Consider the following 11,899-nt stretch of genomic DNA (forward strand, 5'->3'; position numbering starts at 1 on the left):
GCTTCTAATAAAGAAGGCCAAGATTCGGGACGCAGTTCAAAACATACCTGTCCCCGATGCACCAAGAAGGTGCAAAGCAGTCCGTCCCCAATGCCCCAATTACTTGGAGAGCTTGTCGACGACGCGTTCGATCTCGGCGAGCTTGGCGGCCTTGAGGTCTTCGTCGCCCGATTCGATTGCCGAAGTCACGCAGCCCTCGATATGCGCCTTGAGCACGTCGGCGTTGATGCGCGCAATGAGCGCCTGCGTTGCCATGAGCTGCGTGGAAATATCGACGCAGTAACGGTCCTCATCGACCATCCGCAAGATGCCGTCGATCTGGCCGCGTGCCGTCTTGAGCATGCGGGTTACCGATTTGTGGTCTGCCATCATGGCGGGTCCTCGTTTCTGGTCGGGGGGGGGTACCTGCGGGTCGTTACGCGGCGGTCACCGAAAGGGCGTGGAACTTCTCACCCGCGGCCTCGACAGCGGCGGCGAGCTGCTCGGCGGTCACGGTGTCGGCGCACTCCACCTGGACGGTCTGAGTCTCGTGATCGGCATCGGCGTCGGTCACGCCGGCAACGTTGAGCAACGCCGTCTCGACGGTGGCGTCGCAGTGGCCGCACATGAGGCCGGAAGTCTTGATTGTGTATCGCATCGGTATTCCTCTCTGTTGTGTCGGCTTTCCCAGACACCCGACCTTGACCTTCAAGCCGTCGCTCGCGTACCAAAGTACGCGTCGCTCCTCTTTCAGGTCAATCTCTGGCACCTGGAAAACCCGTTCTAAATGGACGTAATAGTGAGCCTATTTTGCCACTTTAGGCTTAAAGGTTCGCAGGCGCAGAGCATTGCTTACGACGCACACGCTCGACAGGCTCATGGCCGCGGCGCCAAACATCGGCGAGAGCTGCCATCCGGTGAGCGGGAAGAACACGCCCGCCGCCAGCGGAATGCCGATGCCGTTGTAGAACAGTGCCCAGAACAGGTCCTGCTTGATGTTGCGGATCGTGGCGCGTGAAAGCTCGATGGCTCGGGCGACGTCCATGAGGTCGCTGCGCATGAGTACCACGTCGGCGCCCTCCTTGGCGATGTCGGCGCCGGTGCCGATAGCAAGGCCCACGTCGGCGCGCGCCAGGGCGGGGGAGTCGTTGATGCCGTCGCCCACCATGGCGACCTTGCCGCCCGCATCCTGCAGTTCGCGCACGTGGCGTTCCTTGTCGGCGGGGAGGACGTCGGCGATGACCTGCTCGCTGCTCAGTCCCACGCGGCGGGCGATGGCCTCGGCCGTCACGCGGTTGTCGCCAGTGAGCATGCGCACATCGACGCCGAGCTTGCGGAGCGCGGCGATGGCCTCGGCGCTCGTCTCCTTGACCTCATCAGCCACGGCGATGGTGCCGACAAGCTCGCCGTTCTTGGCAAAGAACAGCGGCGTCTTGCCCTCGGCGGCAAATTGCTCGGCAAGGCCGGCGGGCACCTTCGCGCCCAGCTCGACCATCAGGCGCACGTTGCCGGCAGCGATGACGTTTTGTCCCTCGCGCGCCGTAACGCCTCGTCCAGGCACGGCGGCAAAGTCCTCGACCGTGCGCGCCACGATTCCGCGCGACTCGCACTCGGCCATGATCGCCTCGGCCAGCGGGTGCTCGCTCGAGCGCTCCAGCGCGGCAGCGAGCTTCAGTAACGCCTTTTCACTCATAGCGGGCGAGCCGTCGGCGCGCGCGACAACCACAATGTCGGTCACGGCCGGCTTGCCGCGGGTGACCGTGCCCGTCTTATCGAGCACCACGGTGCCCACGCTGCGCAGGTTCTCCAGCGCCTCAGCGCTCTTAAACAGAATGCCCATCTCGGCGCCCTTGCCGGTGCCCACCATAATGGCGACGGGCGTGGCCAGGCCGAGCGCGCACGGACAACTGATCACCAGCACGGCGACAGCGGAAGTGAGCGCCTCGTTGATGCTTCCGGTCAGCACCATCCACGCCACAAAAGTTACGGCAGAGATTACAAACACCACGGGCACGAACACGCCGGCGACTTTGTCGGCCATGCGGGCGATGGGCGCCTTGGTGGTGTTGGCGTCCTCGACGAGCTGGATAATCTTGGCGAGCGACGTGTCGGCGCCCACACGCGTGGCGCGGAAGGTAAACGAGCCCGTGCGGTTGACCGTGGCCGCGTTGACGGTGGCACCGGCGGTCTTTTCCACGGGGATGGACTCGCCGGTGAGCGCACTCTCGTCCACGGCCGAGCTGCCCTCGAGCACCACGCCATCGACGGGGATGGACTCTCCGGGGCGTACGCGCAGGACCTGGCCGGGAAGGATGCTGTCGACGTCGACGGTGGTCTCGGTGCCGTCCTCTGCCACGACGGTCGCGCTCTTGGGCGCCAGGTCGATGAGCGCCTCGATGGCGCCGCCGGTCTTGGATTTGCTGCGTGTCTCGAGGTATTTGCCCACGGTGACGAGCGACAGGATCGTGCCCGCACTCTCAAAATACAGGTTGCCCATGCTCGTCATCATGGCCTCGTGGATTTGCCCGGCGGCCAGCTGGTCGGCCATGATAAACATGGCATAGAACGACCAGGCGACGGAAGCGGTGGCGCCCACGGCAATAAGGGCGTCCATGGTGGGCGCGCCGTGCGCGAGCGATTTAAACCCGTTGATAAAGTACGCGTCGTTGACATAGACGATGGGGATAAGCAGGACGAGCTCGGTGAGGGCGAGCGTCATGCTGTGGGTATGGTCGGTGAAAATGCCGGGCAGCGGCCAGCCAAGCATGTGCCCCATGCCTATGTAGAACAGTGGGATGAGGAATACGATCGAGACGATGAGACGAGTGCGCATGGCAGAGGCGGCGGCCTCCAGTTTTTTGGTGGGCGACTCCATATGGGCGGCGCCGGACCTGGCTTGCGTACTGCCGCTTTGGGCGGCGTCGGTGCCCGTGCTGACGGGTGAGGCCGAGTAGCCAGCACGATCGACGGCGGTGCAGATGTCGTCGGGGGTGACCTGCGCGGGGTCATAGTCGACCATCATGGAGCCGGCGAGCAGATTGACCGCGACGCTCTCGACGCCATCGAGCTTGCTCACGGCACGGTCCACGTGCGCCTGGCAGGCGGCGCATGTCATGCCGCCCACGTCGAACTTATCTTGAGCCATGGTTTCTCCTTTCTGTGACGTAGTGTCGGAAATGTTAACCAACCGATACTATACACCCATACCCCCTGGGGGTGTCCAGTAATAGTTGGAATGTATGACTTTTCATTACAGATGAGGGTGGCTGCTCAATCGGTGGCCGTCTCTGCCAAACATCTCAATCTGTAACGTCTGGACCGGTTTTTGAACCATAGCTGTTACAGATTTAGACAAACATTTCAACCGAAAACTAACGTCTCGATCTGTAACAACTAGACCCCGTTTTACCGAGTATTTGTTACAGATCAAGACAAACAGTTGGCAGGAAACTCAATGTCTTAATCTGTAACATCTAGACTGGTTTTTTGGGTTCTAACTGTTACAGATCGAGACAGACTGTCCGCGGTCAACTCAAATGTCTTAATCTGTAACATCTAGAGAGGTTTTTAACCCCTTACTGTTACAGATTGAGATGTTGTCTCGCGGGGTTGAGGTTTGTCTCGTTCTGTAACATCTAGACCTGTATCTGCCGAGCTAGTGTTACAGATTGAGACAATTGCCGGGGAGGGGTCCCGTCACGGCAAGACGCCCGCCGCCTAGATGCAGAATCCGGGAATCACGCAGGTTCGCTTGTTGGGCTTGCTTGCAGGCGTTGCGTACGTAAAGACGTCGCCGTCGCGTCCCACGCGATTCATATAGAGTGTGCCTTCGCTCTCCGATGTGTCGGGGCTCACCGTGCGCTCCCACCAGCAGGTGTCCTTGCCCTTCCACTGGCGGACCATCGTCTCGTTCGTGGAATACGGGCTCACCTTGAGCTCGCGGAAGAGTTGGTACTCCTTACCCTCGCCGTTATAGATGTCGGCCAGGTAGTGAAAGTCCTCGGTAAATGACTCGGGTGGCTGATTGCCGCACAGCTCGACCATGGCGGGCAGCCAAAGGGTTGCGGGCAACTTGCTCAGACACGATGCACTTCTGGCGGCGCCAATGTTATTCGAGATCTTTTTGACAGATTTGATGAGTGCGCGCAACTCGTTGGGCAGCAGCTTAAGGCCGTCGCCATCGAGCCATTCCCGCAGTTCGCAATCTGCCCAGCCGGCGCTCAACGGTTGGGCCGCGGCGTCGCGCTCGGCAATGCCGGCATCGAACATAAACGTCAGTCCGGCCTTGCCCGTTCCGTCCAAAAGCTCGTCGTGGCGGATGCCCACGAGCTGCGCGCCAACCTGCAGTCCGTTGGTGAGCGTGACGCGCTTGGTACACGGATAGGGGATATGCCCATCGGCATCGAGCAGATGATAGCGCTTGACAATCTCGCGTGCCTCGCTACGGGTCTCGGCGGCCCTAATCTTGAGCGAAATCTCCTGCAGCTGATCCCAGGTGTAGTCGCCAAGTGAACCGCGGATGCCGTCCAGATAGTCGGGGATGCCAAAGCCATGGGTTGCCGCCCCGATAACGCCGAGTCCCGCAACGGCTGCGACAACGCCGCCGATAATAAAGCGGCGGCGGGTCATGGCATCGTGCCGGGCCTGCTCCAGGATCTCTCTCGCGCGCTCGCCGGCGACGTCGACCTTAAGGTGTGTACCGGCGTCGATGTCGATTGCGGCGTCACTGCCCGCGCCCTCACGGCCCTCAGATTCTGCAGCGGGGAGGTATGCCGAGAGCGCCTCGAGCATCTGCTGCTCGGTGGGGCGATCGCCCTGTTCAACCGAGATACCTTTCATGATGATCTGGACGAGTGCCTCGTCGTCATTGCATCGCGGCTCGAGCGGTGCCGGCTTGGTCTTGGTCTTTATGAGGTAGAACGAGCCGGTTGCCGCGGCACCCGTCGACTCCACATCGAACGGTTTGCGACCGCTGTAGAGCTGGTACAGAATGCTCGATAGCGCATAGACATCGATGGCGGGCGAGCGGCGAAGGGCCGCGATGCCTTCGATATCCTGCGTGAGCATCTCGGGCGCGGCGTATGCGGGCGTGGCAAAACGCCAGATGTCGGCGCGCCGGGTGATCGTGTCGTCGCCGAGAGCCATGGTCGCGGAGCCCATGTCGATGAGGCAGGGGTCAAAGGAGCAATCGACGACCTGCTGCTCGAGCGTTCGACTGGTGGTACGGAACATGATATTGGCGGGCGACAGGTCGCGATGGACGACCGGATTTACGAGTCCCTGGGTCATCAGGAGTGCGCGAAGCACGGCGTTTCCAACGGCGGCCACCATCTGGGTGGTTAGCCCGCCCGAGACATCGTGCGGAAGCAAGGGCAGCGCCTGCTTGAGCGAGGTGCCCTCGACCCACTCCATGAGGATGAGCGGGTCGTCCTCGCACGATCCATAGCCATAGACGCGCGGAAATCCGCGCAGGTGCGAGACGGTGCACAGATGACGGTACTCCTCGAACAGCGCGGCGGTGTTGGCCAGGTGCGCAGCCGCTTGCTCGGTGGAGCGATCGGGGGCTTGGCCGGAAAGGATGGTGTTGTCCTTGAGCAGCTTGACGGCAAAGACCTCACCGCTCGTGTTGGTCGCGCGCAGCACGTGCCCGATATTGCCGTCGTCGCGGTATGCAGTCTGAAGAATAAGCGTCATAAACCGTCGCTTGGCGTCGTCCTCGGCGCTGGGGTCGACCGCCACGGCGGTATCGAACGTGTCGAGACGGATGAGTTTGTCGCCAGAGGCGGTGTTGGTGGTATCCAAGGCGTTCCTTCGTTTGGTGGGGCCGCGTGCTCACATCGAGAACGCGATTATCGATTAAAGCCCATGATAGACGTGTTTGCCGATAAGCTGACTCGTATTGCTATTTATAGTGCAGCGTGCAACGTAAATGATATAAGACGAGTGACATCTGTTTCCCACGTCTCTACGCGCTAGTCCACAATAACGAGAAACGTTGTATAGAGACCCAAATGAAGTCTGTCGCTGTTGGCGATTTCCACGGGGGGATAGATCTTGCCGGACTCGCGTTGGTCGCGCGGCGGCTCAATCACAATATCGCCGTCGCCCGCGCCCGATTCGAGCACTGTGCCGTTGGTCGATCCAAGGCCCTGGGCGTACCAGTGCTCACCCTCAAGCCAAATGCGAAGATGCTCGCGCGATGCGTCGGCGCCCACATCGGTGATGCTGGGCGAGGTTTTGGGCAAGGAGCCAATTACCGTGCCGCGCGGGTCACGCGTAAGGGGGTGGACCTGCATGTCAACGCTGTTTCCGGCGTGCATCCTAAGCAAACCGAGGTTGGGAGCGACGGCACGCGGTTGATCCAAGCTGCTCAAAAAACCACGGCCGACGGTGGTCTCGGTGGTGCCAAAGTGCCCACCCGTCTTGCTGTCACAAAAGCGCTCGACGGTAGCCATGCCCTGAACGGGATCGGCGAGCGCTCCCGTTGCCACAAAGAGCATAAGGTAAAGCGTACTCTTCTCGCGCACGGCATTGCCGTCAAAGTTGTCGATGTGATTGAGGGCATTTGCATATAGGCGGCTGTCCAGCTTGTAGCTGGCGAGAGCCGACATCATTTCGTTGGCGGCCGGGCCGCGATAGTGCTCGGCGATTGCCTGATAGGCGGACTCGCCGCCGCCGAGCTTGCTGCAGATTGCCGCGGAAAGATTGAGCGTGGTGACGGCAAAGTCGCTGTAGATGGCGGGCGCGCACTGGTCAGGCTCGCGATGGACGATGTAACGGGTGAGATACGAGCGGTTGGAAGAGCATTTCTCGAGCAGGGTACTGCCGAGATAAGAGTTTCCATTGATGAGCATTCGGGCGATCTCGAGATGTTTAAGACCGCCGAACGAGCGAATATCGTTATAGAGGACCGAGCAAGGCGTCTCTGCTGCCACGGATACCTCCTTTGATTGCTTCCTAGCCAATAAGGCGATAGGAATTAATGGCCCCCGGTGGGCGACGTATTAAATGGCTGCGCAATATGTAGCGTAACCAAAGCAACATTATAGGCCACATGTTCGAAATTGCAGGAAGACTGAGAGATTTGGTTTGGACCGGACGGAAATCCCCCTCTGTCTTGATCTATAACAATTAGGACCGATTTTACTCGGTAACTGTTACAGATTGAGACGTTTGTGAACCGTGTCGACCGTTTGTCTCGATCTGTAACACGTAGAGGAAGATTTGCCCTGTAGATGTTACAGATTGAGACAATTGGCCCAGACCTGCTCCGTCATCTGTGGTTTACGTGGGGGCATACGGAGTACGGGTATACTAACCCGCGGCGAATCTGCTCCATCGCTTAGAGCTGCTGCGTCTGGACGGCGCGCGATAGGGCTGCCAAAGCGATCGCCAGCGTGCTGAGCAACGTCCTCTCTGTGCGCACCCGTTTTTGTATGTATTAGCGCACTACCAAGCACGCCCGCGCGGCCGCATGCCGTGCCCATTGCGCGTGCAGATAAGGAACAACAACATATGCGTAATTCTGTATCCGACGTCACCGACGCCGAGATCCTGGACGAGACCCGCGAGGCCATGACCCAGGCTGCCTTCGATGCCGCCGATGAGGCCAATGCTGCCCAGGCCGTCGAGTCCGCTACCGAGAGCCTGCCCGCCTTTGACGAGCTGGGCCTTTCTGACGAGATGCTTCGTGCTATCGAGAACCTGGGCTACACGGCGCCGACGCCCGTGCAGGCCGGCTCGATCCCCGTGGTGCTCGAAGGCCGCGACCTGCTTGCCGCCGCTCAGACCGGCACCGGCAAGACGGCCGCCTTTTTGCTGCCGACCATGAACAACCTGGAGCACATCGCTCCGCCCAAGCCTGTGCGCGAGCGTAGCGGCCGCAACCGTCGTCGCGGTGCTAAAAAGCCCGAGGGCAACGGCCGCGGCCCCGTGATGCTCGTCATCACCCCTACGCGCGAGCTTGCCCAGCAGATCGACGAGGTCGCGAGCAAAATCGCCGACGTCACCGGCCATGTTGCCGTGACCGTCGTGGGCGGCGTGAGCTACAAGCCCCAGACCGCTGCCCTCAAGTACGGTTGCGACATCCTGGTCGCAACGCCGGGCCGTCTGGTCGATCTGATCGAGCAGGGTGCCTGCCACCTGGGCGAGGTCAAAGTGCTGGTACTCGACGAGGCCGACCGCATGCTCGACATGGGCTTTTTGCCCGCCGTCCGCCGCATTGTGCGCGAGACGCCGGCCGAGCGCCAGACGCTGCTGTTCTCGGCGACGCTCGACGAGGAGGCCGTGGGCGAGATCACCGACCTGGTGAGCGACCCGGCTCGCGTGGAGATCGCGCCCGCCACGTCGACCGCCGACACCGTCGACCAGTTTGTGTTCCCGGTGTCCATAGAGGCCAAGAACAACCTGCTGCCCGAGTTCCTCAAGAAGGAGGGTCCGGAGCGCACTATCGTCTTTATGCGCACCAAGCACCGCGCCGACAGCTGCTGCCGTCGTCTGGAGCGTAAGGGCATCAAGGCCGCCGCGATTCACGGCAACCGCAGCCAGGCCCAGCGCGAGCGTGCCCTTTCGGCCTTCCGCGACGGCACCGTCGACGTGCTGGTGGCAACCGACGTGCTCGCCCGCGGCATCGACATTAGCGACGTGCGCTACGTTGTGAATTTTGACGTGCCGGCCGAGCCGACTGACTATATCCACCGCATTGGCCGTACGGGCCGCGCCGGCGAGCTGGGCTGGGCCATCACGTTTGTGACCGAGCAGGACGTCGATGAGTTCTACGAGATTGAGAAGCTCATGGACAAGACCGCCGACATCTACGAGCCCGACGACCTGCACGTGGGTCCCAATCCGCCTGCGGTTGATCCCGAGCGCGACCCTGCGGCCTTTAAGGTGAAGAAGAAGACCAAGCGCGGCAAGTCCAAGAGCAAGAAGAAGCTTGAGCAGGCACGTCGCGACGGCAAACGCAACGGCGACGATTACGGCGATGTGGCCGGTCGTTCTAACCGCGGCCGAGACGAGCGTCGCGGCGACGGCGAGCGTCCGAGCCGTCCCAAGCGCGGCGGCAAGACCCGCGTGCGCGAGGGTGTTCAGGCTCGCGTGGACGAGGCCGTGGAGAGCGTTGCCCGCGAGGTGGCTGCCGAGGAGCGCGGCGGTGCTGGTGCCGTCGAGCAGGTCCCGCGAGGCAACCGTGCCGAGCGCCGTGCCAAGCAGTTCCAGGGCGAGGCGCACCGCCGTCGTCGTGAGGACGAGGACCGTGGTGGTCGTCGTCGTGTTGAGCGCGAAGACGAGGGCCGTGGTTCGCGCGGCGGCAAGCGCGGCTCGGGCGACCGTCGTCGTTCCGGTCGTGATGACGAGCGCAGTGGCCGAGACGAGCGTCGCGGCGGCGAGGGCGCTCGTGGTAACGGCGGCCGCGGCGGTGCTGGTCGTTCTAACGAGTCGCGCGATCGTCGTGACCCGCGTGCCAGCCGCGATCGTCGCGATGACTGGCGCAACTACGACGATACCCGCGAAGAGCGTCGCGGCGGCTACCGTGGTGGTCGCGGCGGCAACCAGGCCGGTTCCCGTGGCGGTCGTGCCGGCGGTCGCGATAACCGTGGCAGCTATGGCAATAGTCGTGGTGGCAAGCGCGGTAGCAGCTCCCGTCGCCCCGGTGACGGCGGCGGCAAGCGCAAATAACGCACGCATCGCCCGCTAGAGCGAGGTGAACCAAGGGCCCCGAGCAACTACGCTCGGGGCCCTTTTTGTTTGCCGTATCCGATCGCTAGTTCAAATGTGATTTCCTCGGGAATGCATCTAGAGGATGCCGTGGGCCTGTTTCCTACCATGCGGCAATGGGTCCCATGGGGTGCGCCGTGCATTTTTTGGAGTATTCTGCAGTTCGAGTTGTCTGCATATGATTTGACGTCGCCAACGGTGGCCTTCGGATATCCCTAGCGAGCGTTCTGAGTCAGATTTCGTCGTTTTCCGGAGCAGGGGCGCGTCATTCTCGCCATGTCGGGACTTAAAAGGATGCGGCGCCCTACAGTTTTGCCCATCCGCGGCGGTGCTGGCGCGGTCACGTTGCAGAATACTCCGTTTTTTGCACGGGCCAGGATGGGGTACCTCAGGAGAACGCGGCGGTATCCCGTAAATATATACAATCTGTACCGTAATTTATACAAAACGAAGAGGCAGACAGCGTAGGGTGGGTGCATTGGGGTGCCTGGCGCACCGAAACGGGGAGCTCTCCCCATGCGCCGTATACTCTGTCTGAATGTGAAAACGGCTTGACGCGTTGCCAGGCGTAGGGAGAGGGTGCCTCGATGAGCGTATTCGAAATTGTGTTTAGTCCGACGGGTGGAACGCGGAAGGTGTCTGGCCTTGTGGCCGGGGCGCTGGACAATAATACCGTTACCGTCGATCTGACCGATAGCGGGCTAGATCTCAGCGCTGTCTCGATGACTGAGGACGACGTGGCCGTAATCTCTGTGCCGGCGTATGCCGGTAGAATTCCGGCTGTGGTGGCTGACCGGTTGGGCATGGTGCGCGGCAACGGGGCTCGGGCTGTTTTGGTTTGTGTATACGGAAACCGCGCGTTTGAGGACACGCTCGTAGAGCTGGAGGACGTTGCGAAGCATGCGGGATTCCGGGTAATCGCGGCAGTTGCAGCCATTGCAGAACATTCCATTGCGTGACAGTTTGCTGCCGGTCGTCCGGATGTGCAGGATGCGGCGCAGCTCGCAGAGTTTGCGCAGCAAATTCAGCAAAAGCTGTTGGCTGAGGATACATCCGAGCCCTCTATTCCCGGCAATCGTCCTTACAAACAAGCCAGAGGTCACCGCATGGCACCTGAGGCAACAGAGGATTGCGTCTCCTGCGGTGCATGCGCCGCGGCGTGCCCCGTTTGTGCTATCGACAAGGGTGACCCCAAACGAGCAGCTGGCGAGGCGTGCATCTCCTGCATGCGCTGCATTGCCGTATGCCCGCGAGGCGCTCGTAAGCTTGATCCCAACAAGCTATCCGCTGTTTCCCAGATGCTGAGCAAGGTTTGCGTCGTGCGGAAGGAATGCGAGCTCTTTGTCTAGCGCATACGAAATTGGTGCAATGGGGCCAGGTTAATCTGCACCAACCTGGTGCAAACAAACCTGTCCCCAATGCACCAGAGTGAGGAGTGTCCCCGAGTGCCGGCAGAAAAGGAACGTCCCCAAGTGCTGCCTAAATACCGTTTATCGAAGAAAAAATACCGCTCACCGGTCATAATGACTATTCTGGCTTTGGGCTTGTCTAAAATAACTCCCGTAAAAAGAAATGCGGAAGGTTACCGAGTCCCTCGGACGTGGGCCTAACCAAAGTCTTTGAACGAGTGTGTCTCTATGGATGCATTCGCTTGATTTTGGTTGGGCTATATTTATGAAGGGACATGCCACCATGGGTTTCTTTTCTCGCCTGATGGGCGGTTCGGATGAGCAGAAGACTGCAGCTTCCGAGTTCGAAATCCTCGCTCCCGTTTCCGGCGAGCTTGTTCATCTAGAAAATACCAATGACCCCGCTTTTAGCAGCCGTGCCGTGGGCGATGGCGTTGCCGTGGTTCCCCAAGAGGGAACGGTGTGCGCTCCTGTTTCCGGCACCGTCGCGGCGTTGTTTCCGACTGAGCACGCGCTGGGCATCATGTCCGACGACAGCTCTGCTCAGGTGATGCTGCATATCGGAATCGACACTGTTAAACTTGAGGGCAAGGGCTTCCATGCGCTTGTTGCCCAGGGTGACCATGTCGACGCGGGCCAGCCCCTCGTCGAGGTCGATTTCGACGCGGTCCGCGCCGCCGGCTTCGATCCCACGGTCTTCGTTATCGTGTGCGAGCGTTCGGAGAACTCGACTCTTCGTGAGCACGCTTCCGGCCCTGTTGCTGTTAAAGAGCCTGTCGTCTGGCTTTCCGAGTAAA

At 60.9% G+C, this 11,899-nt stretch carries 9 protein-coding genes; 4 read left to right on the forward strand and 5 right to left on the reverse strand.

The features are described 5' to 3' along the window. Nucleotides 1-99: 99 nt before the first annotated feature. The 5 genes from DW136_RS05770 to DW136_RS05790 form a co-directional block, all read right to left on the reverse strand. Complete coding sequence (locus DW136_RS05770) at nt 100-372, reverse strand: metal-sensing transcriptional repressor (protein WP_055285698.1); 273 nt, start codon at nt 370-372, stop codon at nt 100-102. A 43-nt stretch (nt 373-415) separates the two neighbouring features. Continuing rightward, the gene (locus DW136_RS05775; protein WP_055310331.1) at nt 416-637 is read right to left on the reverse strand and encodes a heavy-metal-associated domain-containing protein; all 222 of its coding nucleotides are present in this window, start codon (nt 635-637) and stop codon (nt 416-418) included. A gap of 147 nt (nt 638-784) precedes the next feature. Further along, the gene (locus DW136_RS05780; RefSeq protein WP_117790259.1) at nt 785-3,124 is read right to left on the reverse strand and encodes a cation-translocating P-type ATPase; all 2,340 of its coding nucleotides are present in this window, start codon (nt 3,122-3,124) and stop codon (nt 785-787) included. 572 nt (nt 3,125-3,696) lie between these two features. Beyond that, the gene (locus tag DW136_RS05785) at nt 3,697-5,781 is read right to left on the reverse strand and encodes a DUF6273 domain-containing protein (protein WP_117716902.1); all 2,085 of its coding nucleotides are present in this window, start codon (nt 5,779-5,781) and stop codon (nt 3,697-3,699) included. A 170-nt stretch (nt 5,782-5,951) separates the two neighbouring features. Then, nucleotides 5,952-6,914, reverse strand: a complete 963-nt coding sequence (locus DW136_RS05790) for an FHA domain-containing protein (protein WP_117716901.1) — start codon at nt 6,912-6,914, stop codon at nt 5,952-5,954. A 580-nt stretch (nt 6,915-7,494) separates the two neighbouring features. Here DW136_RS05790 and DW136_RS05795 point away from each other — a divergent pair. The 4 genes from DW136_RS05795 (at nt 7,495) to DW136_RS05805 (ending at nt 11,898) form a co-directional block, all read left to right on the forward strand. Further along, nucleotides 7,495-9,654, forward strand: a complete 2,160-nt coding sequence (locus DW136_RS05795) for a DEAD/DEAH box helicase (RefSeq protein ID WP_199412251.1) — start codon at nt 7,495-7,497, stop codon at nt 9,652-9,654. A gap of 626 nt (nt 9,655-10,280) precedes the next feature. After that, on the forward strand, nt 10,281-10,652 hold the full coding sequence (locus DW136_RS10045; protein ID WP_199580185.1) for a hypothetical protein: 372 nt from the start codon (nt 10,281-10,283) through the stop codon (nt 10,650-10,652). 147 nt (nt 10,653-10,799) lie between these two features. Continuing rightward, on the forward strand, nt 10,800-11,042 hold the full coding sequence (locus tag DW136_RS10050) for a 4Fe-4S dicluster domain-containing protein (protein ID WP_199580187.1): 243 nt from the start codon (nt 10,800-10,802) through the stop codon (nt 11,040-11,042). A gap of 343 nt (nt 11,043-11,385) precedes the next feature. Next, complete coding sequence (locus tag DW136_RS05805) at nt 11,386-11,898, forward strand: PTS glucose transporter subunit IIA (RefSeq protein ID WP_158549076.1); 513 nt, start codon at nt 11,386-11,388, stop codon at nt 11,896-11,898. Nucleotide 11,899: the final 1 nt, after the last annotated feature.

The sequence above is a fragment of the Collinsella sp. AM12-1 genome (genome assembly GCF_003472325.1).
Classification (GTDB): Bacteria; Actinomycetota; Coriobacteriia; order Coriobacteriales; family Coriobacteriaceae; genus Collinsella.